The 26411-nt window shown below is 70.5% G+C and carries 21 protein-coding genes and 1 pseudogene; 8 read left to right on the top strand and 14 right to left on the bottom strand.

Annotation, left to right across the window (positions count from 1 at the left end; genetic code table 11):
• Positions 1-29: 29 nt before the first annotated feature.
• From IE226_RS01440 to IE226_RS01405, 8 genes and pseudogenes are all read right to left on the bottom strand, one after another.
• Positions 30-575, bottom strand: coding sequence for a GNAT family N-acetyltransferase (locus IE226_RS01440; RefSeq protein WP_190079060.1), 546 nt, complete (start codon positions 573-575; stop codon positions 30-32).
• Positions 576-810: 235 nt separating this feature from the next.
• Positions 811-3516 (bottom strand): pullulanase-type alpha-1,6-glucosidase, encoded by a 2706-nt coding sequence (pulA, locus tag IE226_RS01435; protein WP_308429381.1) that lies wholly within the window; start codon positions 3514-3516, stop codon positions 811-813.
• A gap of 158 nt (positions 3517-3674) precedes the next feature.
• Positions 3675-5072: pseudogene (locus IE226_RS01430) on the bottom strand (alpha-amylase); the annotation flags it as partial.
• A gap of 376 nt (positions 5073-5448) precedes the next feature.
• A complete protein-coding gene (locus IE226_RS01425; protein ID WP_190079058.1) occupies positions 5449-6567 on the bottom strand; it encodes a LacI family DNA-binding transcriptional regulator in 1119 nt (372 codons plus the stop codon).
• Positions 6555-8204: a glycoside hydrolase family 13 protein gene (locus IE226_RS01420; protein WP_190079057.1), complete on the bottom strand. Its 1650-nt coding sequence runs from the start codon at positions 8202-8204 to the stop codon at positions 6555-6557. The genes IE226_RS01425 and IE226_RS01420 overlap by 13 nt, the downstream gene beginning before the upstream one ends.
• A gap of 61 nt (positions 8205-8265) precedes the next feature.
• Entirely contained in the window at positions 8266-9180 is a 915-nt protein-coding gene (locus IE226_RS01415) for a sugar ABC transporter permease (RefSeq protein WP_229870417.1), read from the bottom strand.
• A gap of 5 nt (positions 9181-9185) precedes the next feature.
• Complete coding sequence (locus tag IE226_RS01410) at positions 9186-10205, bottom strand: carbohydrate ABC transporter permease (RefSeq protein WP_190079056.1); 1020 nt, start codon at positions 10203-10205, stop codon at positions 9186-9188.
• Positions 10206-11477, bottom strand: coding sequence for an extracellular solute-binding protein (locus tag IE226_RS01405; protein ID WP_190079055.1), 1272 nt, complete (start codon positions 11475-11477; stop codon positions 10206-10208).
• A 333-nt stretch (positions 11478-11810) separates the two neighbouring features.
• On the opposite strand from IE226_RS01405, the gene IE226_RS01400 reads away from it, so the two are divergent.
• From IE226_RS01400 to IE226_RS01390, 3 genes are read left to right on the top strand one after another with little or no spacing between them, the layout of a single operon-like run.
• A complete protein-coding gene (locus IE226_RS01400; RefSeq protein ID WP_190079054.1) occupies positions 11811-12845 on the top strand; it encodes a LacI family DNA-binding transcriptional regulator in 1035 nt (344 codons plus the stop codon).
• Positions 12846-12900: 55 nt separating this feature from the next.
• A complete protein-coding gene (locus tag IE226_RS01395; RefSeq protein WP_373306840.1) occupies positions 12901-13767 on the top strand; it encodes an adenosine kinase in 867 nt (288 codons plus the stop codon).
• Between the two features lie 45 nt (positions 13768-13812).
• The gene (locus IE226_RS01390) at positions 13813-14757 is read left to right on the top strand and encodes an aldo/keto reductase (protein WP_229870301.1); all 945 of its coding nucleotides are present in this window, start codon (positions 13813-13815) and stop codon (positions 14755-14757) included.
• A 40-nt stretch (positions 14758-14797) separates the two neighbouring features.
• On the opposite strand, the gene IE226_RS01385 is transcribed toward IE226_RS01390, so the two are convergent.
• Together IE226_RS01385 and IE226_RS43900 are read right to left on the bottom strand one after the other, a co-directional pair.
• Positions 14798-15172, bottom strand: a complete 375-nt coding sequence (locus IE226_RS01385; RefSeq protein ID WP_190079053.1) for a DUF6281 family protein — start codon at positions 15170-15172, stop codon at positions 14798-14800.
• Positions 15173-15227: 55 nt separating this feature from the next.
• Positions 15228-16175: a matrixin family metalloprotease gene (locus IE226_RS43900; RefSeq protein WP_229870299.1), complete on the bottom strand. Its 948-nt coding sequence runs from the start codon at positions 16173-16175 to the stop codon at positions 15228-15230.
• Positions 16176-16385: 210 nt separating this feature from the next.
• Between IE226_RS43900 and IE226_RS01375 the strand changes: the two genes are divergently transcribed.
• Complete coding sequence (locus tag IE226_RS01375; RefSeq protein WP_190079052.1) at positions 16386-17354, top strand: aminoglycoside phosphotransferase family protein; 969 nt, start codon at positions 16386-16388, stop codon at positions 17352-17354.
• On the opposite strand, the gene IE226_RS01370 is transcribed toward IE226_RS01375, so the two are convergent.
• A complete protein-coding gene (locus tag IE226_RS01370; RefSeq protein WP_190079051.1) occupies positions 17351-18853 on the bottom strand; it encodes an alpha/beta hydrolase in 1503 nt (500 codons plus the stop codon). The genes IE226_RS01375 and IE226_RS01370 overlap by 4 nt on opposite strands.
• Before the next feature lie 211 nt (positions 18854-19064).
• Here IE226_RS01370 and IE226_RS01365 point away from each other — a divergent pair, with 211 nt between their 5' ends.
• On the top strand, positions 19065-20132 hold the full coding sequence (locus IE226_RS01365) for a YncE family protein (RefSeq protein ID WP_190079050.1): 1068 nt from the start codon (positions 19065-19067) through the stop codon (positions 20130-20132).
• Between the two features lie 12 nt (positions 20133-20144).
• On the opposite strand, the gene IE226_RS01360 is transcribed toward IE226_RS01365, so the two are convergent.
• The gene (locus tag IE226_RS01360; RefSeq protein WP_190079049.1) at positions 20145-21368 is read right to left on the bottom strand and encodes an MFS transporter; all 1224 of its coding nucleotides are present in this window, start codon (positions 21366-21368) and stop codon (positions 20145-20147) included.
• A gap of 158 nt (positions 21369-21526) precedes the next feature.
• Here IE226_RS01360 and IE226_RS01355 point away from each other — a divergent pair, with 158 nt between their 5' ends.
• Complete coding sequence (locus tag IE226_RS01355; protein WP_190079048.1) at positions 21527-22846, top strand: aminotransferase class I/II-fold pyridoxal phosphate-dependent enzyme; 1320 nt, start codon at positions 21527-21529, stop codon at positions 22844-22846.
• A gap of 9 nt (positions 22847-22855) precedes the next feature.
• Positions 22856-23398 (top strand): GNAT family N-acetyltransferase, encoded by a 543-nt coding sequence (locus tag IE226_RS01350; protein ID WP_190079531.1) that lies wholly within the window; start codon positions 22856-22858, stop codon positions 23396-23398.
• A 3-nt stretch (positions 23399-23401) separates the two neighbouring features.
• Here the strand turns inward: IE226_RS01350 and IE226_RS01345 are convergent, their stop codons facing one another.
• A complete protein-coding gene (locus IE226_RS01345) occupies positions 23402-24247 on the bottom strand; it encodes an aldo/keto reductase (RefSeq protein ID WP_190079047.1) in 846 nt (281 codons plus the stop codon).
• Positions 24248-24408: 161 nt separating this feature from the next.
• On the opposite strand from IE226_RS01345, the gene IE226_RS01340 reads away from it, so the two are divergent.
• The gene (locus tag IE226_RS01340) at positions 24409-25548 is read left to right on the top strand and encodes a hypothetical protein (RefSeq protein WP_190079046.1); all 1140 of its coding nucleotides are present in this window, start codon (positions 24409-24411) and stop codon (positions 25546-25548) included.
• A gap of 21 nt (positions 25549-25569) precedes the next feature.
• Here the strand turns inward: IE226_RS01340 and IE226_RS01335 are convergent, their stop codons facing one another.
• Positions 25570-26379, bottom strand: a complete 810-nt coding sequence (locus IE226_RS01335; protein ID WP_190079045.1) for an SDR family NAD(P)-dependent oxidoreductase — start codon at positions 26377-26379, stop codon at positions 25570-25572.
• Positions 26380-26411 lie beyond the last annotated feature (32 nt).

Here is a 26411-nt window from a genome sequence, read left to right as displayed (position 1 = left end):
CCTCCAGGGCCCCCGGGGATCAGCCGGGATCAGCCGAGCGGGCGGTCAGGCCGCACGGTGGTGTACCTGGCCACGTCCCCGTCGGTGGACTGCCGGTGGAATCCTGCCTTCTCAAGGACTCGGACCGATGGCGGGTTGGACAGTTCCACGTCGGCGGACACCGTGTGGACGTCCGGCGCGGTGAGGGCGTACGCCACCAGGGCCCTGGTGGCCTCGGAGGCGTAGCCCCGGCCGCGGCGCGAGGCCACGATGCCGTAGCCGATTTCGATGACGCCCTCGCTGGGCGGCCAGAACAGGCCGATCGAGCCCACCACCAGGCCGCTCTCGCGCTCGATGACCAGACGGTGGCCGTAGGCACCGAGCCAGAGGGGGCACTGGTCGAAGAGGCCCGCGACCACACGGTCGCCTTCGGCGGGGAAGTCGTCCGCCCAGTTCGTGGACCTGTGGTCGCCGAGAACCGCGGTGGCCTCGCTCATGCTCCAGGACCGCAGGACGAGCCGCTCGGTGATCACGTCGGCGTGGGCAGGCGCGGGTGCAGATGTGGGCGCGGGTGTGGGTGAAGAAGGGGAAGACATGTGTCTCTCCTGGTCGTTCGTGGTGACGACCCGGTCCGCGCTCGGTTATCGCGCGGGCCGGACGAGGGCATGCTGACGAAGGCTTGCGGCAGCCATATTCATCAACCTCCCCGTCCGGTGACAGCGCGTCTCTCGCGCCTGCGGGACGCTAACAACCGCCCCCGGCGCGGGCAACACATTTACGCGGGGACTCCTTGCGGTACGGACCGTCCGCGCCGGTCCCGCAGCCCGGGTCTCAGCCCCGCTCGAAGACGGCGACGCTCCGTGCGGGCACGTTGAAGGTGCCTGAACCGCGCTCGTACGAGGACGACTTGACCACCGGATCGGCGCCCTTCGTCTGGACGGGGTGCAGCCTGTACGCGGTGTCCTTCAGGGCCTTGACGCGCTGCTGCTGCGTCTGAGGGGTCGCGTTGAACACGACCACCAGGTCGCCGACCTCCATGGTGATGACGCCGGGGGTCTCGGCCGGGGTGCCCGAGAGCGGGAAGGAGAGCCGGGACTGGACCCGGCCGGCCGTGGCCAGGGAGAACGCGGGCTCACTCGCACGCAGCTTCACCAGGTCCCGGTAGGCGGCCGACGTGCCGTTGATCGCCGCACAGCCAGGAGTCAGGGACGCGGACGTCAGCAGCGGCTTTCCGTAGGTCCACTTGTCCTTGTTGTCGGCGGCCGGCGGCAGGCCGCGCCCGAAGCCGTTGCCGTCCCGGCAGTCCCAGTGCAGGGCGTTGAACCAGTCGCCGCTGTCGTAGGAGTTGCGGTCAAGGGACTTGGAGCGCAGCAGGTCGCTGCCCGCCTGGGAGAGGGACGGGCCCTGGGCCAGGGTGGCGGTCGCCATCGCGAGCACCTGCATGCGGGAGCGCTCGGCGGCCGTGGTGTCCGCGGGCAGCTTGAAGGCGAGAGCGTCGTAGAGCGATTCGTTGTCGTGGGCGTCGGCGTAGGACAGGGCGTCGCCGGGGGTGGCCGCGTATCCGGCCGGGGCGCCGTTGTAGTCGACCTCGGAGCCCTTGACGCGCTTGCCGGCGGAGTCGGTGAACGTGTAGTCGGCGAGGTTGCCGGTCAGAGCCACCTTGATCAGGTCCTGGTAGTGCAGGAGCCGGGTTTTCTGCTCGGCGGGGGTGCCGTTGGCCTTCGAGGTGTTGGGGTCGGTGAACAGTCCGCTGGCGAAGCCCTGCACGCCGGGGTCCCCGTCGAAGGGGCCGCCGCCGCGCACCGCGTCGCGGCCCCGGTCGGAGAAGGTGGCGATGCCCGTGCCCGCCATGTTCTTCTGGGTGGCCTGGACGAAGCGGGCGTCGTCGGCGATCTCGCCGAAGTTCCAGCCCTCGCCGTACAGGACGATGTTCTTCCCGTCGACGCCGTCCTTCTTGGGGGTCAGCGCGTCCAGGGCCTTGCGGACGGCCAGGATGTTGGCCTTGGGGTGGTGTCCCATCAGGTCGAAGCGGAAACCGTCGACCTTGTACTCCCTCGCCCAGGTCACCAGGGAGTCGACCACGAGTTTGCCCATCATGGCGTTCTCGGGGGCGGTGTTGGCGCAGCAGGTGGAGGTGGCCACGGTGCCGTCGGCGAGGAGCCGCTGGTAGTAGCCGGGCACGATCTTGTCGAGGACCGACTTGTCGGCCTGGCCGCCTGCGACGGTGTGGTTGTAGACGACGTCCATCACGGTGCGAAGGCCGGAGCCGTTGAGGCCCTGGACCATCTCCCGGAACTCGACCGTACGGCGGGTCCCGGCGGGGTCGCTCGCGTAACTGCCCTCGGGCACGGTGTAGTGCAGGGGGTCGTAGCCCCAGTTGTAGGCGTCCTTGGCGGCGGATTTGGTGACGCAGGCCTGCTGCTCCTCGGAGTCCGGGGCGGGCGCCGTCAGATCGCAGTCGGGCTTTGCCTGATCGGCGGCGCGTTCCGGGATGGTGCCGATGTCGAAGGCGGGCAGCAGGTGCACGTAGGAGGTGCCGGCCTTGGCCAGCTTGCGCAGGTGCTTCATGCCGTCGGAGGCCGTGTCCGTGAAGGCGAGGTACTTGCCGGGGTGCTTGGCCGTGCGGTCCTCGACGGAGAAGTCGCGGATGTGTAGTTCCTGGATCTGCGCGTCACGCAACGGCGTCGCCTCGGGCTTCTTCAGCCGCGCCCAGCCCTTGGGGGCGAGCTTCGGATCCCCCAGGTCGACGGCGAGGCTGCGCTCCGAGTCGGCGGTCAGCGCGGTGGAGTACGGATCGGTGACCTTGTTGGTGACGACCTTCCGGACGCTGGGCGCCCACACCTTCACGACGTACCGGTACTGCTTGCCCGACCAGCTGCGGGCGCCGGTGACGGACCACACGCCGCTGGCGTCGTCGCGCCGCATCGCCACTCGCTTGCCGTCGAGTTCCAGGCCGACGGACTGGGCGGTGGGCGCCCACACGGCCAGGGTGGGGCGACCGTCCCGGAAGTGCGGGCCGAGGGTGGCCTTGGTGGCCCTGGCGCTGTAGAGGTCGTCGAGTACGCCCTGCGTCTGGACGCCGGTGGCGGCCAGCAGGGTGCCGTCCTCGCTGCTGCGGACGGCCACGAGCTGGCCGGTGAGGGCGGCGCGGATCTGGTCGCGGTCGCGCGGGTCGACGGTGAAGGCCGCGTACCCCTTCAGGTGCGGGTACTTCTCGCGCTGGGCGTCGGTGAGGCCGCCCGCGGCGGGGGTGAGGCGGATCCGCCGCCCCTCGCCGGCGAGTTCGCCGTCCTTGACGGTCAGGTGGCCGTCGCGGGCGTGGACCAGCTCCGTGGAGGCGGCGTCACCTCGGACGTCCCAGGCGAGGGTGTTCTCGTCGATCCACTGCGCCGCGGACTTGGACAGGTCGAGGTCGGCGGGCGCATCGGCCGCGGCCAGTGCCTGCGGTGCCGCGGTGGCCGAGGGCGTCAGGGGTGCGACCGCGGCCAGCAGGGCGAGGGCCGTGATCGCGGCGGTGCGACGCGGGGAGCCGGTCAAGGGTGGTTCTCCTTGCGGATGAATGACGGGGATGACGGGGATGGCGGGAATCGAGGGAATGGCGGGGTGAAAGCGTGGTGGGGGAGGTACGAGCAGGGCCGCCCGGCGGCGGGGAAGCGAGAGCCGGGCGGCCGGTCACGCGGGGCGCGCGCCCCTCAGCAGTTCCTGGCCCCCGTGTGCAGGGCGAGGGCGGTGTTCGGCGCCACGGCGGCCGTGAACTGGCCGGAGCCGTTGACGGTGACGCTCCTGCCGCTCTGGACGTCGCAGTAGCTGCCCGCGGCGAGGGACGTCTGGAAGGTCCGGTCGATCGTGGACCCCTCGTGGTTGATGACGGCGTAGGCCTTGTCGCCGCGGCCGAACGCGATGGCGTCGTTGCCGTTGTCCCACCAGTTGGTCATGGCCGTCCCGCGGGCGGTGTTGCGGAACTTGACCATGCTTTTGATCTCGGGCCAGGCGTGCTGGCACTTCCAGCCGTCGCTGTAGCAGGCGTTGACCTGGCCGCCGTTGGGCGGTCCGGCGTCGGCGTTGCTGAACTCGTAGCCGGAGTGCACGTCCGGGGCGCCGTAGGGCAGGGCCAGCATGAAGACGTGGGCGAGGGTGTAGTTCGCGCCGTCCTTGTAGCTGAGGGTCTGGCCGTGCCGTTCGGTGTCGTGGTTGGCGACGAAGACGGCGGCCGAGCCGCTGGGCAGGTAGCCCCAGCCCTCGCCGTAGTTCTTGAGGTAGGCGAGTTTCTCGTCGTTGAAGACGCGCTTCAGGTCCCAGCCGTAGCGGAACTCCTGGGGGTCGCCGGTGGCGGTGTACTCGCTCGGGGAGACCGCTTCACCCGAGCCGTAGATCGTCTCCTGCTTGAAGTAGGCGCCGGGTCTGGTCAGCCGGGACTTGATGTTCTTCATGTCGTCCACGGGAATGTGCTTGGCCGCGTCCACCCGGAACCCGTCGACACCGAGGGACAGCAGGTCGTTGAGGTAGGCGGCGATCCTGCCCCGCACGTACTCCTCGCCGGTGTCGAGGTCGGCGAGGCCGCCCAGCTCGCAGTTCTGGACGTTCCAGCGGTCCTGGTAGTTGCTGATGTGCGAGCGGCAGTTGTCCATGTCGGCGCCCGAGTAGGTGCCCGGGTAGTCGTACTTGGTGAACGCGGAGCCGGCCGAGCCGGTGCCGGAGGCGTTGGTCATGTGATTGATCACCGCGTCGGCGACGACCTTCACCCCGGCCTTGTGGCAGGTGTCGACCATGTTCTTGAACGCGCTCCGGTCGCCGAGCCGGCTGCCTATCTTGTAGCTGACGGGCTGGTAGGCGGTCCACCATGCCTCGCCCTGGATGCGTTCCTGGGGCGGAGAGACCTGGACGTAGCCGTAGCCGTCAGGGCCGAGCTGCTGTGTGCACGCCTTGGCCACCGAAGAGAACTTCCACTCGAAGAGCACGGCGGTGACGTCCTTGCTGCCGGGCGGGGCCGCCTGTGCCTGCGGGGCTCCGGCGACGATGCCGCCCGCGGCGCCCGCCACCAGGGCGAGGGCGGCGGCGAGCGGTCTGCGGACTCTGGACTTCCGGCCAGCCATGAAGGGCCTCCTGCATGAGTGAGGTGTGACCTTGTCCGGCAACGCGCCGTGCCCGTAAGGCCGTTGAAGGATGTTGCAGAAACATTTCAACGCCGATTTCGGTCGAGACCGTACGACCCCCGGGAACCCCGGTCAACCCTCCGCGCACACTCTCGTGTCAGATGCGGGATTCCGGGAGTTCATACGCCGCAAAACCTTTCGCAAGACATTGCGGCGGTGTTACGTTCAACCACGACTCCGGTCCGGACGGCCGGGGGACCCGGACAACGGGCCCCACGCGCCCGGCCGTTCGGACCGGGGCATGGGACGGGCAGGCCCCGGCGCCACCTCAAGACCCCGCTGCCCCGAACAGGGGCAGGCGCCGGGCGCCTCCCTCTCAGTGCGTTGCCGGCGCCTTGCCGACGTCTTCTCGGCGCGGCGGCTGCGCCGTGGAGCCGCGCACCACGAGCTCCGGCTGGAAGACGAACTCCGTGTGCTGTACGGGGTTTCCGTGCAGCTCCTCGAGCAGCGCGCCCACCGCGGCGCTCGCCATGGCCTGCACCGGCTGGCGCACCGTCGTCAGCGGCGGGTCCGTGAACGCGATCAGGGGCGAGTCGTCGAAGCCGACCACCGAGACGTCGCCGGGCACCGACAGGCCGCGCTCGCGCACCGCCCGTACGGCACCGAGGGCCATCATGTCGCTGCCGCACACCATCGCCGTACACCCCTGGTCGAGCAGGGCGCTGGCCGCCGCGTGCCCGCCTTCGACCGTGAACAGCGTGCGCTGCACCAGCTGTTCGGCCTCCGCCCGCTCCACGCCGAGCAGCTCGTGCAGCGCGGCCGTGAACCCCTCCGCCTTGCGCAGCGAGGGGACGTATCGGGTGGGCCCGATGGCCAGGCCGATCCGCCGGTGGCCCAGGTCGACGAGGTGGCGCACCGCCATCCGTGCCGCCGCGCGGTCGTCGGGCGAGACGAAGGACACCGGGATGTGCTCGTTGTAGCCGTTGATCAGCACGAACGGCACACCGCGGGCGTGCAGTTCGAGATACCGCGTGGGATCGGCCGTCGTGTCGGCGTGCAGCCCCGAGAGGAAGACGATGCCGCTGACCCGGCGCTCCTCCAGCTGCTCGACCAACTCGTCCTCGCTGGCCCCGTCCGGCATCTGGGTGCACAGCATCGGCGTGTAGCCGTGCCCGGACAGGACCTGCTCGACGACCTGTGCGAACGCGGGGAAGATCGGGTTGCTGAGCTCGGGGATGACCAGGCCGACCAGACCGGCGCTGTGCCGCTTGATCCGTACCGGCCGCTCGTAGCCGAGGACGTCCAGGGCGGCGAGCACCCGGCGCCGGGTGCCGGCGGCCACCCCCGGCTTGCCGTTCAGCACCCGGCTCGCGGTGGCTTCGCTGACGCCGGCCTGGGCCGCGATGTCCGCGAGCCGCGGGGCGCCCCGCTCCGACCGGTCTCCCCCGTCCGTCCGGTCGGCGGACCGCGGCACGGACAGGGTCACACCGCCCACCAGACGGTGGTGTCGGCCGGCAGCTCGACCTTGCCGTCCGCCGCCTCCACCCCGGCGCTTGCGAGCAGAACACGGCCGGGGGCCGGGATCGTCACCGCCGAGCCGGTGGTGTTGGCCGTGCACACGAAGCCCTCGCGGCGGAAGGCAAGCACCCCGTCGGGGGCCTCCAGCCACTCCAGCGAATCGCCCGCGCCGAGCCCGGGCTGCGTCCGCCGTACGGCGAGCGCGCTGCGGTAGAGCTCCAGGGTCGAGTCGGGGTCGCCGGTCTGCGCCTGGACACTGAGCTCGCCCCAGCCCGCGGGCTGCGGAAGCCAGCTGCCGCCCGCGCCGAATCCGTAACTGGAGCCGTCGGTGGTCCACGGGATGGGCACCCGGCAGCCGTCGCGGAAGCCGTCCTGGCCGCTCGCGCGGTGGAACGAGGGGTCCTGGCGCACCTCGTCGGGCAGGTCGGTGACGTCGGGCAGACCGAGCTCCTCGCCCTGGTAGACGTACGCGGAGCCGGGCAGCGCCAGCATCAGCAGGGTCGCGGCGCGGGCGCGGCGCAGGCCGAGCGCGCGGTCGCCGGCGGTGCGCAGCTGGGTGCCGAGCCCGGCCGGGTTGGCGAACCGCGTGGCGTGCCGTGTGACGTCGTGGTTGGAGAGCACCCAGGTGGCCGGGGCGCCGACGGGACGCATCGCGGCCAGCGACACATCGATGACCTCGCGCAGCTCGGCCGCGTCCCAGTGCGTGCCCAGGTACTGGAAGTTGAAGGCCTGGTGCATCTCGTCCGGGCGGACATAGGCGGCGGCGCGCTCGACGGTGGGGGTCCATGCCTCGGCGACGAGGATCTTCTCGCCCGCGTACTCGGTGAGGACCTTGCGCCAGCTGCGGTAGATCTCGTGCACACCGTCCTGGTCGAAGAACGGCATGACATCGTTGCCCAGGAGCTTGAGCTGGTCGTGCACGCCGATGTCGGGCAGCCCATCGGCCTTGACCAGGCCGTGGGCCACGTCGACGCGGAAGCCGTCCACGCCCATGTCGAGCCAGAAACGCAGGATCGAGCGGAACTCGTCGTGGACGGCGGGGTGGTCCCAGTTGAAGTCGGGCTGCTCGGGCGCGAAGAGGTGCAGGTACCACTCGCCGTCCTCGACCCGCGTCCAGGCCGGGCCGCCGAAGACGGACTCCCAGTCGTTGGGCGGCAGTTCGCCGTTCTCGCCCTTGCCGGCCCTGAAGTGGTAGCGCTCGCGCAGGGGTGAGCCGGGGCCCTCGCGCAGGGCGCGCCGGAACCAGTCGTGCCGGTCGGACGAGTGGTTGGGCACCAGGTCGACGATGATGCGCAGGCCCAGGTCGTGGGCATCCCGCAGCAGGGCGTCGGCGTCGAGGAGGCTGCCGAACATCGGGTCGATCGCGCGGTAGTCGGCGACGTCGTAGCCGGCGTCGGCCTGCGGCGAGGAGTAGAAGGGGCTGAGCCAGACGGCGTCGACGCCCAGGTCCCTGAGGTAGGGAAGGCGGGCTCGGATGCCGTCCAGGTCACCCATTCCGTCACCGTTGCCGTCGGCGAAGCTGCGCGGGTAGACCTGGTAGATCACCGCGCCACGCCACCAGTCCGTGTCGATGCCGGAGGCGGGGGCTGCAGGGGCAGCGAGATGCTGGGTCATGTCTTCCCTGAGATCGAGAGGGTCGAGTGCGAGGGGGGGGGTGTGCGTCGTGTGTGTCGTGTCAGGACTTCGTCGCGCCGGCCGTCAGGCCGGAGACGAGGTGGCGCTGCACGAAGCCGAAGATCACCGCGGCGGGCACCGCGACGATCACGGCCGACGCGGTCAGCGAGCCCCAGTCGCTGGTGTACTGGTTGACGAAGGTCTGCAGGCCGCCCGCCAGGGTGAGGTTCTCCTCGCCGGTCATGAAGGCGGATGCGTAGGCGACCTCGGCCCAGCCGGTGATGAAGCTGTAGAAGCCGGTGACGGCGAGCCCTGGCTTGGCCAGCGGCACGATGAGCCGCCAGAAGGTGCCGAACGGATTGAGCCCGTCCACGCGCCCCGCTTCGTCGATCTCCACCGGGATGGTGTCGAAGTACCCCTTCATCATCCAGGCGCAGAACGGCACGGCGATGGTCAGATAGGTGACGACCAGGCCGACGGGCTGGTTGAGCAGGCCCAGGCTCGCCAGGAGGTTGTACAGCGGCACGATGAGCACCGCGACGGGGAACATCTGGGTGATCAGCAGCAGCCACATCAGGGGCCGCATGCCGGGGAACTTGAAGCGGCTGACGGCATAACCGGTGGTCGCGGAGATGAAGACGCCGATGACCGTGGTCAGTCCCACGACGAGCAGGGAGTTGCCGAGCCAGTTCAGGAACTCGGTGTCGTTGACGACGTGGTCGTAGTTGCGAAACGTGAAGTCCTTGACCAGGTCGGTGGAGAACGCCTCGCTCGTCGGCTTGAACGAGGTGACGAGCAGCCACAGCGGCGGGAGCACCGCGGTGGCCGAGGCGATCAGCAGGGCCGCGTGCAGCGCGACGGATGCCAGCGGCCCGCGTTCGCCGCGCGCCCTGGTCTTCCGGGGACGGCTTGGGGGCGGGGTCTTCGCCGGGGTCGACGGGGTCGACGGGGTCGACGGGGTGTTCGTGTCGGTCATGGTGGTCACCACACTTCTCCCTGCTTGCGGAGCGCGCGGCGGTAGACGACCGCGAAGAGCGAAAGGAGGGCCAGGATGATGACGCCCCAGGCCGCGGATCCCGCGAAGTCGCGCGGGCTGACGACGAACGAGAGCCGGTAGGCGTACGTCACCAGGATCTCGGTGGCGTCTCCCGGACCGCCCCGGGTGAGCAGGAAGATCACCGGGAACATGTTGAAGGTCCAGATGCCGCTAATCAGGATCACGGTGCTGCTGACGGTGCGCAGGCCCGGCAGGGTGATGTGCCGGAAGCGCTGCCAGGCGTTCGCGCCGTCCATCTCCGCGGCTTCGTAGAGCTCGCCGGGGATGGACTGGAGTCCGCCGAGCATGGCGACCAGCATGAAGGGGACGCCGAGCCAGACGTTGACCGTGATCACCGAGAGCTTGGCCCAGGTGGGGTCGTTGAGCCACGGGATCGCGTCGATGCCGCCACCGGCGAGGATCTTGTTGAGGATGCCGTTCTTCTCGTTGAACAGCAGGCGCCAGGTGAACACGGAGACGAAGGCCGGCACCGCCCAGGGCAGGATCAGCGCCATCCGGTAGAGGGAGCGCCCCGCCAGCTTGCGGTTGAGCATGTTGGCCAGGACCAGGCCGAGTCCGAAGGAGATCGCGACGCAGGACACGGTCCAGACGATCGTCCAGGTGAGACGGTCCCAGAAGATGCCGTCGGAGAGGACGGCGGTGTAGTTGTCCAGGCCGACGGACTTGTAGGTCGCCGGTATGTGGTTCATGCCGATGGTGCGCTCGACGTTCGCCTCGTTGGCGTCGGTCGTCGACAGGTACAGGCCCCGCACCAGCGGATAGCCGATGATCACGCCGATGACGGCCACCACGGGGGCGACCATGGCCCAGGCGTACCAGTGGGTGGACAGCGACCTGCGCAGCCGTCCGGGGGTCTTGCCGGTGTCGCCGGTACGCCGGCCGCGGCCGCGGGCGCCGGGAGCGTCCGCGGCCTTGGCCAGAGACCGGCTGCTGTCAACAGCCATTTACTTGTAGTCCTTCAGCAGCTTGCGGTAGGCGTCGCCGACACCCTTCGCCCCGTTGTCGGGCGAGGTCTTGCCGCTGAGCACCTTCTCCATCTGCAGCCGGATCGGCTCGAACAGGGCGTTGGCCTGCGGGATCCACGGCCGCTCCACGGACTTGTCCACGGCCGGCTTGAAGAACTGCACCATCTGGTTGTCCTTGACGGACTTCACGTCGTAGACGGAGGTGCGGGTGGGCAGCAGGCTCAGCTTCTCGGTGGTCTCCTGCTGCACCTTGGCCGAGCTCATGTACTTGATGAACTCGTAGCTGGCGTCGAGGTTCTTGGAGCCCGCGTAGGCCGCGAGGTTCCAGCCGCCCTGCGGGGAGGCCTGGCGGTCGCTGCCGCCGGGGACCGGGGCGATGCCGAGGTTGTCCTTGTCGCCCTTGAACTCCTTGCCCTGCAGGGCGCCTTCGATGGACCAGGGTCCGTCGAGGGCCATCGCGACGTCGCCGTCCTTGAAGGCGTTGAGCTGGTTGTTGTAGCCGTCGCTGGCGTCGGTGGTGGCCGCCTTGGAGTCGACCAGGTCCTTCATGACCTTGAAGGCCGCCGCGCCCTCGGGGTCGTCGACGGTGACCTTCTTGTTCTTGGTGTCGAGGAGGTCGCCGCCCTCGCCGTACAGGTACGGCAGGTAGTAGTACGGGTCGTCGCCGCGCAGGTAGAGGCCGGTCTTGCCGGACTTCGACTTGATCTTCTTCGCGGCGCTCTTCACCTCGTCGAAGGTCTTGGGGGCCTCGACACCGGCTTCCTTGAGCATCTTCTTGTTGTAGAAGAGCGCCAGGGTGTCGATGGTCTGCGGGGCCGCGTAGGTCTTGCCCTTGAACTTGGTGCTGGCCGCGGCCTGCGGGAGGTAGTCGTCCGCCTTGTCGAGGGCGGGGGTGCCCTCCAGCGGGGCGAGGTAGCCCAGATTGGCGAAGTCCGCGACCCAGGCGACCTCGGTGCGCATCACGTCGGGGGCGCCGGAGTTGCCGCCCGCGGCGTTCTTGAACTTGGCGTTGGCCTCGCCGAACGCGACGCTCACGTAGTTGACCTTGACGTCGGGGTGGAGCTTCTCGAAGCCCTTGGCGAGCTTCTCGTAGGTCCCCTTCTCCGCGTCGTTCGAGGTGTCCCAGAACGTGACGGTGCCGGACAGCTTGCCCGAGCTGTTCTTGCCGCTGTCACCGTCGTCGCCACCGCACGCTGCCGCTGTCAAAACCAGGGCCCCGACCATTGCGGTGGCCGCTATGCCACGCCGCATGTGCACTCCTTCAACTGATCCCGGAACAGGGGGAGGCGAAGCCCCCGACAGAGCTGCCTCCTGCGAGCCGCACCGACGCGGCACCGGGTTGCCAGGGAACGTAACAGGATTGAAAAGCGCCCGAAAGACCTTGCGGGAAATTTCTGCAAGCTCTGCTGATCGTTACCGCTGTGTGTCCTTACGGTTGCGCTTGCTGCGCTTGACAGGCCCCTGAGGTGCGGGCATGCGTCCGCGCACCGGGCCTTTCCCCCGCAAGACGCTTGCAGATCCGGCGCTTTCTGCAAGCTTTCACAAGCGGTGTGCAATCCGGCAGATCACCGATACAGTCCCTGCATGACCGCACGGCTCGTCGACATCGCAGCGCAGGCGGGGGTGAGCGAAGCCACCGTCAGCCGTGTGCTCAACGGCAAGCCCGGCGTCGCAGCGGCCACCCGCGAATCCGTCCTCGCCGCCCTGGACATGCTCGGCTTCGAACGACCCACGCGGCTGCGGCAGCGCAGCAGCGCCGGCCTGATCGGCCTGATCACACCCGAGCTTGACAACCCGATCTTCCCCGCGCTCGCCCAGGTCATCGCCCAGGCCCTGACCCGCCAGGGCTACACACCGGTCCTGGCCACCCAGACACCCGGCGGCTCCACCGAGGACGAGCTCACCGAGATGCTGGTGGACCGCGGCGTCTCCGGGATCATCTTCGTCTCCGGCCTGCACGCCGACACCACCGCCGACATGGAGCGCTACGAGCTGCTGCGCGGCAAGGGTGTGCCCTTCGTCCTGGTCAACGGCTTCTCCCCCAAGGTGCAGGCCCCCTTCGTCTCCACCGACGACCGGGCGGCGGCCCGCCTCGCCGTCACGCACCTGGCCTCCCTCGGCCACACCCGCATCGGGCTCGCGGTCGGCCCCAAGCGTTTCGTGCCCGTGCTGCGCAAGATCGAGGGCTTCCAGATCGGCATGCGCGAACGCCTGGGCATGTCGCCCGCGGACTCCGAGCAGCTCATCGAGCACTCCCTCTACACCCTGGAGGGCGGCCAGGCCGCGGCCGGCACGCTGATCGGCCGGGGCTGCACCGCGATCGTGTGCGCCAGCGACATGATGGCGCTCGGCGCCGTCCGGGCCGCCCGTGAACGGAACTTGCACGTCCCGCGCGACATCTCGGTGGTGGGCTACGACGACTCCCCGCTCATCGCCTTCACCGATCCCCCGCTGACCACCATCCGCCAGCCGGTCCAGGCGATGGGCCAGGCCTCGGTCCGCACCCTCCTGGAGGAGATCGGCGGCACCCCCGCCCCGCACAGCGAGTTCCTCTTCATGCCGGAACTGGTGGTCCGCGACTCGACCGCCTCCGGCCGACCGGAGCAGCGCTCTGTCTAGCCCGCGGCAGTCGCCGCCCCCGGAGATCGACGTCCTGGTGCTCGGCGGCGCGGGCGTGGACTCGATCGTCTACGTTCCCGAGCTTCCGCTCCCCTACGCCGACAGCTACATGGTGCCCGCGATCGACATGCGCGCGGGGCAGACCGGCGACTTCGTGGCGATGGGGGTCCAGGCCCTGGGGCTGCGCACTCACCACATCGACCTGATCGGCGACGACCACGAGGGCGACCTGGTCCGCGCGCTCCACCGCGAGCGGGGCATCGCGTTCACCGAAGTGCCCCAGCGCGGCGGCACCAAGCGCGCGGTGAACCTCGTGGGGCCCGACGGACGACGCCTCTCGCTGTACGACAACAGCCGCTCCATGGAAGCCGACCGGCTGCCCCCGGAGGTGATCGAACCCCTCGCGGCCGTCAGCCGGCACGCCCATGTCTCCCTCACCTACCCCTGCGCCTTCGCCCTGCCCACGCTGCGCGCCAAGGGAGTGACCATCTCGACCGACCTGCACAACTGGGACGGCCACGAGACCTACCACGAGGCCTTCGCCCACGAGGCCGACCTCGTCTTCCTCTCGACCACAGCCCTGAAGGACCCGGAGAAGACCATGCGGCAGATCGCCGCGAAGGGCCGGGCCCGGGCAATCATCGCGACGGCGGGAGCCGAAGGGGCCCACCTGCTCGTCGACGGAGACCTGACCCACGTACCGACCGTCCCCCCGCCCGCGCCGGTGGTGGACTCCAACGGCGCCGGTGACGCCTTCGCCTCGGGCTATCTCTTCGGCTGGCTGGCCGGCGAAGCTCCGCGGACGTGCGCCCGCTACGGCGCGATCGCCGGTGCGTACGCCTGCACGGTCCCGTCCACCCGCGCCGATGTCATCAGCAAGGACCAACTCCTCGCCATGGCCGCCGGACCAGCACGCGCCTGAGCGAGGATGACCGGGTTCAGCAAGGCCTGACGCGGAGGAGACGACATGGCATCGCACACCGACGTACGCACCAGCCGGCTGGTGTACGGATGCATGGGGCTCGGCGGTGCCTGGGACACCACGCCCTACACCGCCGAGGACATCACCATCGCCGAGGCCGCCGTGGAGGCGGCCCTCGAAGCCGGCATCACGGTGTTCGACCACGCCGACATCTACCGGCACGGCAAGGCCGAGGCGGTCTTCGGCGAAGTCCTCGACCGAGCACCGGGGCTGCGCGAGCGCATCGTCCTGCAGACCAAGTGCGGCATCCGCCTCGCCGACGGCGACCGGCCCGGTCTGTACGACCTGCGGGGAGCGAGCATCGTCCGGCGCGTCGAGGAGAGCCTCACCCGGCTGCGCACCGACGTGATCGACGTACTGCTCCTGCACCGGCCCGACCCGCTGACCGCGCCGGAGGAGATCGCCGGGGCGCTGGCCTCTCTGCACGGACAGGGCCTCGTACGGCGCTTCGGCGTGTCGAACATGAGCGCCGCGCAGATCACGCGTCTCCAGGCACACCTCGACGTACCGCTGGTCGCCAACCAGCTGGAGATGAGCCTGGAGCGCCGCGACTGGGTCGAGTCCGGCGTGCTCGTGAACACCCCGGCGGCGGCGGACAACGGATTCCCGCACGGCACACTCGAGTACTGCACCGCCAACGGCATCCAGCTGCAGGCCTGGGGATCTCTCGCCAGGGGCCGCTTCACCTCCGGCGGCGACTCACCGACCGCCCGGCTCGTCACCGACCTCGCCGCCCGCAAGCACACGACCCCGGAGACGATCCTGCTGTGGTGGCTGCAACGGCACCCGGCAGGCATCGCCCCGGTCATCGGCACCAGCCGCCCCGAACGCATCCTCGCCTGCCGGGACGCGGCACGCCGCGAACCGGAACTGACCCACGAGGAGTGGTACGACCTGTGGATCACGGCTCGCGGCGGCCCGCTGCCCTGATGCCGCTCACAGCTGTGTACACGGCTGAACCGCGCACGGCTCAGCGCAGCTCCTTGACCTCTTCCGGCAACTTCGACCCGGAGTACACGGCGAAGAGCTTGGCCGTCTTGGCGTTGTCACCCACCGCGATGGCGACCCTCGGAGAGACGCCCGAGATCTTGTAGGCGGATTCCTTCTTGAGCTGCTCTCCGGAGTCGGGTTCCTCGCCCGTGTCGTTGCACGGTGACCGGGTGGCATCGCCCAACCTGGTGGTGGCGGTGAATCGCAGGTTGGCGACGTCCTTGTAGGTACGGCCTTCGTACGTGAACTGAAGCGCGCAGGAACCGGACCCCTTATTGCGCCCTCCCGCATCCGACTTGGGCCCTTCGCCGCTCTCCTCCCCACAGGCAGTCGTGGAAAGCAGCAGGCAAGCCATGGCGATTGTTACGGGCAGCTGCCTCGGGTGGTTCATCGGCGGGAGAACCTCGCTCTCAGTAGATCGCCTCAAGGGTTCGCATGTCTCCCTTGCCCAGTGTGCGCAGGCTCTTGTCGCAGGCCCCGATGCTGGGAGTCATGGTCAGATTGTCGTGCCCGGCGGGGGCATGGTCGAGGCCGAAGACGTGGCCGGCTTCGTGCGTGCCCACGGCGCGCAGGTCGTAGTGCGAGGTGCACGAACTGGTGGGGTTGTTGGTGAAATTGAAGTCGGTCGTGTTGTAGCGCACGTCCGCCTCGATCAGGTCGTCGCTGCCACCCCTGTTGGTCGTCCACCCGCAGGTGGCGGCGAGGGTCCCGGCCTCGAGGTTGCCGGCGTCCCAGGTGCTCTGCTTGTCGCGGGGTGTGCAGTAGCCGTCGCTGCCGATGTCCGCCTCGTAGGTCGTGGCGCCCTTGTACCGGTGTCCGGCGTCTATGGTGTCGGCTATGCCGCAGTCGTTGTAGCCGCCGGTGATGTTGTTGATGGCGTCTTTGAAGGCAGTGATGGCATTGGCCTTCGACAGCCCTCCCGGCATGCCGCCGTCGCCGATGTACCACTCGTAGTAGTCGAAGTCCTCCCAGTCCCACGGGAGCAACAGGTTGTCCGAGCAGGCCGCGGGGGCCGCTGCCCGAGCGTTGCCGTCAGCCTGCTTCTTCGTCCCGGCGGCTCCGCCGACGCCCTCCGGGCTGTCCAACTCGTAGAACACGGCGCCCTGTTCGGTGACGCCCAGCGAGAAGCCATGTGCGCCGGCGTCCCGCGCGCCCACCGCCTCGATCCGCACGGTCTCGCCACGGGCGGGGATCGCCACCCCCATCCCGTCGTGGACGACTGTGCGCCCGGTCAGGTCGCAGTCCCGCGTCAGCGTTCCTGTCGGCACCTGTGCGACGGTCAGCTCACCGGTGTCGGGAATCGCGCCGCAGGTTGCGGGGACGGACTCGGCCTGCGCGGGCGCGGCCGCTACCGACACTGCACAGGTCAGAGCGAAAGCGACGGCCGATCTGAACGCGACTCGGCGAACTCTGAACACTAGACCCCCCATTGATGGCATCAACTTGATCGGAAGTGATCAAATCTCGCTGATCGTAGAAGGGGCCGAGGATGGACGAAAGAGTTCCGCGCTCCGGGCAGGGCAGGTGAGGTTCGGCCCGGCTCCGTTACCGGCCTCATAATCAACGCCGTGACCAAGCCGACCGTCGAAGTGCAGCCTCTCGTACGCCAGAAGGCCCGGAGTCTGGGGATAGCCGGGGAGCAGTGGCTCGCAGGGCTGCCCGGCCTCATCGACGATCTGGAGCGGCGGTGGTCCATCGACGTCGGGCAGCCGTTGTCCGGCGGCAGTTCCTCTTATGTGGCGCGGGCGCGGACCGGTGACGGGCGGGACGCGGTACTCAAACTCTCGCTGCCCGCACCGGACTTCGCAGGCCAGGTGCAGACTCTGCGTCTGGCGGACGGCCGGGGATACGCGCGCCTGCTCGCGCACGACTCCGAGCGGCACGCCATGCTCCAGGAAGCCCTCGGGCCGTCGTTGGACCGGCTCGGGCTCGCACCGCGACAGCAGATCGAGACACTGTGCGCCATGCTGCGGAGTGCCTGGCAAGTACCCCGCGCTCCGGAGCTGACCGTCGATCCGGCGAAGGACAAGGCCCGCACCTTGGGCGAGATGGTCGGGCGGCTGTGGGAGAGTCTCGGCCGGCCCTGCCCGGAGCGGGTCGTGAGCCAGGCGCTGACGTTCGCCGAGCGTCGCGCCGCCGCCTTCGACCCCGGGCGCTGTGTCGTCGTGCACGGCGACCCTCACCCCGGAAACGCGCTGCGTGTCGCCGCACCGCGCACCGGGGCCGGAGCGGGGTTCGTCTTCGTGGACCCCGACGGGTTCCTCGCCGATCCCGCGTACGACCTCGGGGTCGTGCTCCGCGACTGGTGCGCGGAGTTGCGGGGCGAGGACAGAGCCACGGCCCGCGGGCTCGTCCACTCGTACTGCGCGCTGCTCGCGGACCGGACCGGGGTGGATCAGCGGGCGATCTGGGAGTGGGGCTTTCTCGAGCGGGTATCTACGGGACTCTATGTGCTCGGCTTCGGCGCGGAGGAGTTCGGTCGGCCCTTCCTGGACACCGCGGAGTTGCTGGTCCGAAGAGGCGGTGCCTCGGCCTAGTCGCAGTACGTGTCGCGCGCCGGGCGCTCACCCGTTGCCAGGTAGCGGGAGACGGTGCGGTCGCCGCACGCGTTGCCGTTGGCGAGGTAGGCGTCGTGGCCGGTCGAGTTCACCGTCACCATCGTGGCTCGTTTGCCCAGGGCCGCGCGGAGCTTGAGGGCTCCGGCGAGCGGGGTCGCCGGGTCGCGCTCGTTCTGGACGAGGAGGATGTTCGACGGGCCGCCGTCAGTGATGCGGACCGGCGCCTCCTTCGGCCGGAACGGCCAGGCGGCGCACAGCATCGCGTTCCTCGGCATGCCCGCGGTCAGGGGGTACTTGCTGCGGCTCTCGGCGACCGCCTTCTCGTACGCGGCCGTCGATTCGGGCCACTCGACGTCGTTGCAGAGGACCGCGGAGCCCACCGCGACGGCGTTCTGCAGCGCCGGCTCCGGCGGTGCCTGCGGGGCGGGCGGGACCGTGCCCCGCTGGGCGGCCAGGATCAGCTTCGCCAAGCCGGGGAATCCGTCGGGGTCGTGGAGCGTGTTCAGGAGGCTCTGGCGCAGGACGTTGCCGTTGAGCTCCTCCGGGTTGGCGCCGGGCCACGGGATCGGCGCACGGTCGAGCTCGGCGGCGAGCCGCAGGAACATCGGGCGCACCTCGGCCGCCGTCCCGGCCAGGCGGTCCGGATTGCCGGGCTCGGAGGCCCACTCGGCGAACTCGGGGAAGGTGTCCTCTACGCCCTGCTCGTGCCCGGCGATCCAGGCGCGCGAGACCCGGGTGGGGTCGGGGTCGTCATTGCTGTCAAGGACGATGCGGTCGGTGCGGTGCGGGAAGAGGCGGCTATAGACGGCTCCGACGTACGTTCCGTAGGAGACACCCCACGCGGAGACCTTCCGCTCGCCGAGCGCCGCCCGGATGCGGTCGAGGTCGCGGGCCTGGTTGGCGGTGTTGATGTGGCGGATGAGTTCACCGCCGTTGCGTGCGCAGGCGTCCGACGTCCGCCGCGCGACGGTCATGTTGCCGGTGATGGAGCCGTCGGCGGCGGGCCAGGGGCGCAGCGCCGAGGTGGCCAGGTCGGCGTGTTCGAAGTCGCAGCTGACCGGCGACGAGCGGCCGAGGCCGCGGGGGTCGAAGCCGATCAGGTCGTAGGCGTCGCGGACCGCCTGCGGCAGCTTCTGGCCCTTGCCCGAGGGGTTGTTGATGCCGGAGCCGCCGGGCCCGCCGGGGATCAGGAGCAGAACGCCGCGGCGCGCGTCGGGGTTCTCGCCGGGGATGCGGGAGACCGCGATGCCTATCTGCTCGCCCTCGGGGTGGGCGTAGTCCATCGGGACTTCGACGGTCGCGCACTCCTGGCGGGGGTCGAGGCCGCTGCCTTCGCACGGTTTCCAGTCGAGAGGGGCGGCGGCGGAGGCAGCGTCGGGGGCGGCGGGAGTCGAGGCCGTGGCGGCCACCGGTGCGGTGAGACCGAGGACGGCCGCGGAGGCGGCGAGCAGGGCTGCGTTTCGCTTGATCTTCGTCATGGGAAAGAGCTTCGCCGGTCTTCCCCGGCGGCCCCATCCGGCCAACTGGCTTTCCCGGGCGGGGGTTTGCCCCCGCCTTACCCCTAGGGGCCATAGAGTCAGGTGTGGCGGGCGCCACACAATTCGAGGTGTGAGACTTAGGTTAGGCTAAGCTAAGTTAGCGAGTGATCGCCTCTCCTGGAGGCGCCCCAGTCAAGGAGATTGACGCAGCATGACCTCACTCACCTGCCGCATCCGCCGTACCGCCGCAGTCGCCGTGGCCCTCGCCGCGGGCAGCGCGCTGGCCCTGACCGGTACCGCCTCCGCGCAGCCCGGCCAGAGCACCGGCAAAGGCTCCGGCTCGACCGTCGAGTCCGCGCCGCTCGTGAAGGGGCTCTACCAGTCCGCGTACTCCGAGCGGAACAACGTGCTGTGGGCCACCTCCGCGGTGGGCCGGCCCCCGGTCACCACCTCCAGCCTCCTGAAGGTCGACCCGCGCACGCTGAAGGTGAAGGACAGCTACACGCCGCCGGTGACCAACGCCGGGACCGGCGCCGTCGAGGCCGTCTACGGAATCGCTGTCGACGACGAGCACAACACCGTCTGGACGACGAACACCCGCGACAACTCCGTCGCCGTCTACGACCAGCGCACCGGCAAGCACCTCGTCTCACTGCCCGGCGTGAACCACGCCCGCGAGATCGTCGTGGACGCCAAGCACAACACGGCGTGGGCGAGCAGCTTCGGCGACGGCACCGTGGTCGCCTTCGACACCCGCACCTTCAAGGAGAAGAAGCGCGTCACGGTCGAGGGATCGGGCCCGGCCGGCCTCGCCGTGAACGCCCGGACCGGCACCGCCTACGCCGCCGACCTCAACGGCGACCGCATCATCGAGATCACCCGCAAAAGCGAGAGCCCCCGCCTGATCCCCACCGGTGACGGCCCGATCTCCATCGCGCTCTCCAAGGACGGCCGCACCGCCTACACCGCCGACCAGGCGGCCGGCGGCCTCTCGGTCGTCGACCTCAAAAAGGGTGCGGTCACGAAGTCCGTGCCGACCGGCGCGGGCGCCCTGTCCGTCGCCACCGACCGGCGTACGGGCAGTGTCCTGGTCGCCAACCGCACCCCCGGCACCGTGACGGTCGTCGACCCCGCCAAGGGCGCCGTCGTCGAGACCCTCGCCACCGGCGCCAACCCCAACCACGTCCAGGTGACGGGCGGCACGGCGTTCGTGGTCGACAAGTCCGGCACGGGCCCCGAGGGCCAGGACCAGGTCCACCGCATCCGCATCGGCCGCTGAGGCCGCGGGCTCTCAACGCCTCCCCGCGTACCGCCCGCCGCGCAACCGCGGCGGGCGGTACGCCGTCGCGGGCGTCAGCCGCTTGCGTACGAGACGGCTCTGCGCCGCGACCGTCGCGATCACACCCGCCCCGAGCAGCGGCCAGGCGAAGGCGCCCGCGGTGATCACGGCGGTGACCAGGAGCGGTCCCCCGCTGCGCTGGGCGGACGAGGAGAGGCCGTGCACGCCGAGGTAGGCGCCCTGTGCGTCGTCGGGGGCGAGCGCGATGGAGAGTTCCCAGGACGCGATGGCGTGCAGGATCTCCGCGAAGGTGAACCCGATCGCCGCGATCACGAGGGCGACGACGGCGAGCCAGGTGCCGCCCGCCGCCGAGACGGTCATGGCGGCGCAGCCGACGACGAAACAGGCCGCGAGGGGGACCAGGAGCCTGCGGGCTCCGTCCGGCGTGGCCCCGAAGCGGGACAGCGGGACCTGGCAGCAGACGACGAGGACGCAGTTGAGGACCATGAGCAGCGGCGCGAGGCCGTGCGGGGCGTCGGTGGCGTGGACGATCCACAGCGGCAGGCCGACCTGGAGCACCGCGTCGTCGAGGAAGAGCGCCGCCTCGGTGGCGGTGAACAGCAGATAGGGGCGGTCGCGCCACGGGTTGGAGGGCTGAGCGGGGCGTGCGGGGACCGTGGAGTCGGTCACCACCCGGGAGGGCGACGGCGGTTCCGCGCAGCGCATGGTGAGAACCGAGGCGACGAGGAAACTGAGCACGTTGCCGATGAGCAGGGCCTGGTAGGCGTAGGTGGTGCCGACGGCCAGCGCGAGCGCCCCGGCCAGGCCGCCGATGGCCCATCCCGCGTTGGAGACCGAGCGCTGCACGGCCTGGTACTTGGTGCGGTCCGGGCCCGCGATGCGGGCGGCGTACAGCTTGGTGAGGACGTTCGCGCCGCGGTCGGCGAGGCTGTTGACGGCCGAGTACAGCAGGAGTAGGGCGAAGTTGTCCGTCGTGAGCAGCGCCAACAGGGCGATGGCCTGCTGGAGTTGGGATCCGATCATGACGCGCGTGACGGGGAAGCGGTCGGCGAGGTGCCCCGCGAGCGGCGCGCCCGCGATGCCGACGGCGCCCGATACCCCCATGAGGATGCCGACCTCGGCGACGGAGAGCCCGGTGACCAGGGTGAAGTAGAGGGCGGCTGCTCCCATCCACAGTCCGGTGCCCGCCTTGTTGATCAGGGCGATCCAGAGCATGCGCCGGCCGTCGAGGCCCCCTGGTATCCGTGCGTACAGTGCGGCCCGCCTGCGACTGAGGCTCACCACTCCCCCTTGCTCTGCGATGCGATGCGATGCGATGTGACGTTCCGGCGTCCGCTTGACTCTTGCTTTTGTACTGATACATACTGCGTTACGTGGCAGCACAATATGCGATCAGTGGTACGACCGCCAAGGGCATTACCTCCTCGGTCGAACAAGGCGTGGCCGAGGGCGGCTTGGGGCCGGGCGACGCACTGCCTCCGGTACGACGTCTCGCCGAAGAACTCGGAGTCAGCGCGGGCACGGTCGCGACCGCATACAAAGAACTCCGGCAGCGCGGAATCGTCGTGACGCTCGGCCGGGGCGGGACGGTGGTGGCCAGCGCCCCCGCGGTCGGAGCGCGCCGTCCGGCGAAGGTGCCGCCGGGGGTCCGCGATCTGTCGGGCGGACATCCGGACCCGGCGCTCCTTCCCGTGCTGCTGCCGCCCGGCCGGGTGGACCCCGTCGGCGGCTCGCACCGTGGTTCTCCGCGCCGTCCGGCACTTGAGGAGCTGGCGCGGGAATGGTTCGCCCGGGACGGAGTACCGGACAGCCGCGTGACCTTCTCGCACGGCGCCCTGGACTGCATGGCGCGGCTGCTGTCCACGGAGCTGCGACCGGGCGACGCGGTGGCCGTCGAGGACCCCGGCTTCCACCATCTCCTCGACCTGGTACCGGCGTTGGGCCTGCGCATGGTGCCGGTGGCCGTGGACGAAGAGGGGATCAGGCCGGAGGCGCTGCGCGGCGCGCTCCAGGCCGGGGCCAGGGCCGTGGTGTGCAGTCCGCGGGCGCAGAATCCGGTGGGCGGCACCTTCTCCAAGGTGCGCCGCGATGCCCTGCTCGCAGTCCTCGGCGGCTTCCCGGAGGTGCTTGTCGTGGAGGACGACCACAACGCGGACATCGCGGGCGCGCCCGCGTACACGCTGGCGGCCGGCGGACTCGGACGCTGGGCCCAGGTGCGGACCGTGTCCAAGCACCTGGGCATCGACCTGCGTTGGGCGGCTCTGGCATGCGACGCCACCACGCTGGCCCGGCACGAGGGGCGGATGCTGATGACTTCGGGGTGGGTCAGTCACCTACTGCAGGAGACCCTTGAGCGCACGATGACCGATCCCGCGGCCCGAGCGCTTGTGGGGCAGGCCGAGCGGGTCTACACCGAGCGGCGCCGGGCGCTGACCGGAGAACTCACTCGGCTGGGCATCGCGGCCCACGGCGCGAGCGGGATGAACGTATGGGTGCCGGTGCGGGACGAGTCCGCGGTGGTCAACGGCCTGCGCTCGCGCGGGTGGTGGGTGGCCGCGGGCTCCCGGTTCCGTATCGCCACGCCTACGGCCGTACGGGTCACCACCGCCACACTGGAGGTGCCGGACGCGGCACGATTCGCGGCGGACTTCGCGGCGGTCCTTGGTGAGTCCGAGGCGACGTACGGAGGGTGAGTGCACACGATGATCAGCTGGCGGCGACTCGCGGAACCGGACTTCCCCCTGCTTCGGCAGTGGCTGGAGCAACCGCATGTCGCACGCTGGTGGAACCACGAGACCTCGCCCGAAGCGGTGGCACGCGACTTCGGCCCGGCGGCGCGCGGTGAGGAGCCCTCCGAGGACCTGCTCATGCTGCTCGACGGCGAACCGTTCGGCCTCGTCCAGCGCTCCCGCTTCGCCGACTACCCCGAATACGGCGACGAGTTGGCCGGCCAGGCGGAGATCCCCCGCGGCTCCGTGTCCATCGACTACCTCATCGGGGACCCCCTCCGGGTGGGCCAGGGGCTCGGCACACGCATGATCCGGGCGATCGTCCGGGCCACCTGGGCCGATGACCCCGAAGCCACCGCGATCCTGGTCCCCGTACACAGGGGCAACCAGGCTTCCTGGCGTGCGCTGGAGAAGGCGGGTCTGCGGCGGGTCGCCGAGGTGTCACTCGAACCCGACAACCCCGTCGACGACCGCGGCCACTACCTTCTCCGGATCGACCGCCCGCAGACGGGCTGAGGGTCAGATCTTCGCGATCCGGTCCAGACGCTCGCGCTGCTCGTCGCTCAACCGCAGGTTCGCCGCGGCTACGTTCTCCGCCAGGTGGTCGAGCGAGGCCGTGCCCGGGATCGGCAGCACGACCGGAGAGCGGTCGAGCAGCCAGGCGAGAGCGACCTGCGCCGCCGTGGCGTCCAGTTCCGCCGCCACGGCCGCGATCTCGGCGGTCGCCGTGGATGCCGCCGGGTGGACGGGACGCCAGGGCAGGAAGGCGATCTCCGCCGCGTCACAGGCGTCCAGCACGGCCTCGTGCTCGCGATCGAGCACGCTGTAGCGGTTCTGCACACTCGCCACGTCGACGATCCGCCGCGCCTCTTCGAGTTCGTCGACGGTGACCTCGGACAGGCCGATGTGGCCGATCCTCCCGTCGAGTTGGAGCTCCCGCAGCGTGCCGAGCTGGTCGGCGAGCGGCACCTCCGGGTCGAGGCGGTGCATCTGCAGCAGCCCGATCCGCTCGACGCGCAGCCGTCGGAGCGCCTGCTCGACCTGCTCACGCAGGAACTCCGGCCGCCCGTTGACTTGCGCTTCCGCACCGGGGGCCGACTGCTCGATGGCGACCTTGGTCGCGATGAGCAGGTCGTCCGGGTAGGGGTGCAGCGCTTCGACGAGGAGCTCCTCGTTGGCTCCCCAGCCATACATGTACGCCGTGTCGATCAGCGTGACGCCCAGCTCAACTGCCCGCCGTAGTAACGCGATCGAGGCCGTCCTCGGCGCTCCGGCCTCGGTCGGGAGGCGCATCGCCCCGAACCCCATGCGGCGCACCTCGATCTCACCGCCGATACGGAAGGTGCTCGACGTGCCCGATGTCATGTGTTGCGTCCACCCCTCAGTCGACGCGTCACGTTACCGGCGGCCGGAATCCGACACACATCGAATTGCGCACCTCCGTGCATTGACGACTCCGCGTGCCCGGTTCAGGGTGTTGACCCCGAAAAGGCACCGCACGGAAAACCTCGAGAAGGGACCCCTTCATGCGAAGACGCGCCTTCGTCCGTGGACTGGCCGTCACCGGGGCCGGGTTGGCCCTGCCCGTACCGTTGGCCAGTGCCGCCAGTGCCGCCAGTGCCGCCGGCGCCGTCACCGGCCGGCCCGTCTCGGCCGCCGCCGCGGCCTGGCAACAGGTCGCGGCCCCGGACGGGCAGCCGGCCGCCCACCTGGTAGCGGTCGCCGCCGCAGGTCCCGAACGGGCCTGGGCGGTGGGCGAGCAGGGACGCAGCGGAAGCACCATCGGCACTCCCCTCGCCGTCAGCTGGGACGGCTCCGCCTGGTCCAGGACCGACGTCTCCCACCTGTCGTACAGCGGCGGCCTGCGCGCGGTCGCCGCCGCTGAGGGCGGCGCTGCCTGGGCCATCGGCACGAACACCGCGGGACACGACCAACTCCTGCGCTGGGACGGCACGACCTGGCGCGAGGCCGCGTTCCCCGGCCGGGGCGAGGCGGGAACACGGCTGACCGGTATCGCGTCCGGTCCCGGCGGCCGGTTCTGGGTGTCGGGGCGGCACGGTGACCGCGCCGGGCTGATGTACGGCGACAGCAAGGCGTGGCGCTGGTGCCGGCCGCTGCCGGACGAGGCCGCGCCCACACCGTCCGGCGTCCGCGTGACCCCCGGCGGTGAGGTGTGGGTTTACGGCGACGTCATCGCCCGCTGGGACGGCGCCTGGACCGTGGTCCCCCGCACGCTCGGCATCCGCGCTTCGGTGACCGGCCTGCTCCCCGTCGCGCACGACGACATCTGGCTCACCGGATTCGCTTACGGGGTCGGCGGGCCGCCCGGCAAACCACCCGGCGTCACACTGCAGCACTGGGACGGCACCGCGTGGGCCAACGTCCAACCGCCCTTCACCGTCGGCCTGTTGAGCGGCATCACGGGCGACGCCGTGGGGCGGCCCGACCGGATCTCCGGCTGGGACTTCTGGGACCAGAAGCGCGCCCACTATCTGCGCTGGGACGGCACGGCCTGGGTCAGTGAGCGCGGTCCTGAGACACCGTCGGCCTATCTGCCCGAGGCCATCGCCCCCATCCCCGGCACGGACGGCGGCCTCTGGTCGGTGGGCACGACCTCCTTCTCGCCGTACCCACCCGCCCAGCTCCGCGTGGAACGCTTCGCCTGACCCGCCCGTCCGTCGCGACTCCTACGCGCGCGGTGCGATGCTGAAGTCGAACGCGGAGGTGCCGGGGTCCACCGCCGTCACCCCGCCGTCGACCGTCAGCGTCGCACCGTTGACGAAGGACGCGGCGGGCGAGAGCAGCCAGGTGATCGCCTCGGCGACCTCCTCCGGCTGCCCCGGCCGGCCCGTCGGGACGAGCCTGGTGGCTTCCTCGTACGCCGCGTCGGCGCCGCCGTCACCAAGCCCGGCCTCCTCGGCGAACCGGGTCATCCGCCGGTCGGCCATCTCGGTCCGCACCCAGCTGGGGCACACGGTGTTGGCGCGCAGCCCGGCCTTGCCGTAGTCGACGGCCAGGGAGCGGCACAGCTGGAGGAGCGCCGCCTTGGACGTGGCGTACGCCGCGTTCGCCACGCCGTTGCGCAGTGCGGCGACCGAGGCGACGGCGACCACCGAGCCGCGCGCCTCGAGGAGATGGGGAAGCGCGGCCCGCATCAGCAGGAAAGGGCCCGTGAGGTTGGTGCGCAGCACGGCGTCCCAGTCCTCGTCCGAGAGGTCACCGACCGCTCCGCCGCGCCCGATCCCCGCGTTGAGCACGAGCCCGTCGACGCGGCCGTACGCCTCCGTGGCCGCATCGACGAGGCCGGACACCTGGGCGGGGTCCCCCGCGTCCGCGGGGTGGGCCAGCGCCCCGGTCTCCTCGGCGATGCGGCGCAACGGCTCCGGGCGCCGGCCGGAGACGACGACGCGGTGCCCGGCCGCGCGCAGCTGCCGGGCCGTCGCGGCGCCGATGCCCGTGCCGCCGCCCGTGACGATGACAACTCGGCTCTCTGTCATGCCTGTTCAGCCTCCGAACGCAGTCGTGAGCA

It is taken from the genome of Streptomyces longisporoflavus (genome assembly GCF_014649775.1).
GTDB lineage: Bacteria > Actinomycetota > Actinomycetes > Streptomycetales > Streptomycetaceae > Streptomyces > Streptomyces longisporoflavus.
The sequence above is the reverse complement of the archived record's forward strand: the minus strand, read 5'-3'. Positions and strand labels throughout refer to the sequence as shown.

Bases quoted from the DNA above. Each gene is read 5' to 3' on its own strand.
- IE226_RS01340 (WP_190079046.1), top strand. From the start codon at position 24,409: ATGCGAAGACGCGCCTTCGTCCGTGGACTGGCCGTCACCGGGGCCGGG.
- IE226_RS01400 (WP_190079054.1), top strand. From the start codon at position 11,811: ATGACCGCACGGCTCGTCGACATCGCAGCGCAGGCGGGGGTGAGCGAA.
- IE226_RS01390 (WP_229870301.1), top strand. From the start codon at position 13,813: ATGGCATCGCACACCGACGTACGCACCAGCCGGCTGGTGTACGGATGC.
- IE226_RS01420 (WP_190079057.1), bottom strand. From the start codon at position 8,204: ATGACCCAGCATCTCGCTGCCCCTGCAGCCCCCGCCTCCGGCATCGAC.
- IE226_RS01350 (WP_190079531.1), top strand. From the start codon at position 22,856: ATGATCAGCTGGCGGCGACTCGCGGAACCGGACTTCCCCCTGCTTCGG.
- IE226_RS01385 (WP_190079053.1), bottom strand. From the start codon at position 15,172: ATGGCTTGCCTGCTGCTTTCCACGACTGCCTGTGGGGAGGAGAGCGGC.
- IE226_RS01345 (WP_190079047.1), bottom strand. From the start codon at position 24,247: ATGACATCGGGCACGTCGAGCACCTTCCGTATCGGCGGTGAGATCGAG.
- IE226_RS01440 (WP_190079060.1), bottom strand. From the start codon at position 575: ATGTCTTCCCCTTCTTCACCCACACCCGCGCCCACATCTGCACCCGCG.
- IE226_RS01405 (WP_190079055.1), bottom strand. From the start codon at position 11,477: ATGCGGCGTGGCATAGCGGCCACCGCAATGGTCGGGGCCCTGGTTTTG.
- IE226_RS01410 (WP_190079056.1), bottom strand. From the start codon at position 10,205: ATGGCTGTTGACAGCAGCCGGTCTCTGGCCAAGGCCGCGGACGCTCCC.
- IE226_RS01370 (WP_190079051.1), bottom strand. From the start codon at position 18,853: ATGACGAAGATCAAGCGAAACGCAGCCCTGCTCGCCGCCTCCGCGGCC.
- IE226_RS01360 (WP_190079049.1), bottom strand. From the start codon at position 21,368: ATGCTCTGGATCGCCCTGATCAACAAGGCGGGCACCGGACTGTGGATG.
- IE226_RS01365 (WP_190079050.1), top strand. From the start codon at position 19,065: ATGACCTCACTCACCTGCCGCATCCGCCGTACCGCCGCAGTCGCCGTG.
- IE226_RS01335 (WP_190079045.1), bottom strand. From the start codon at position 26,379: ATGACAGAGAGCCGAGTTGTCATCGTCACGGGCGGCGGCACGGGCATC.
- IE226_RS01415 (WP_229870417.1), bottom strand. From the start codon at position 9,180: ATGACCGACACGAACACCCCGTCGACCCCGTCGACCCCGTCGACCCCG.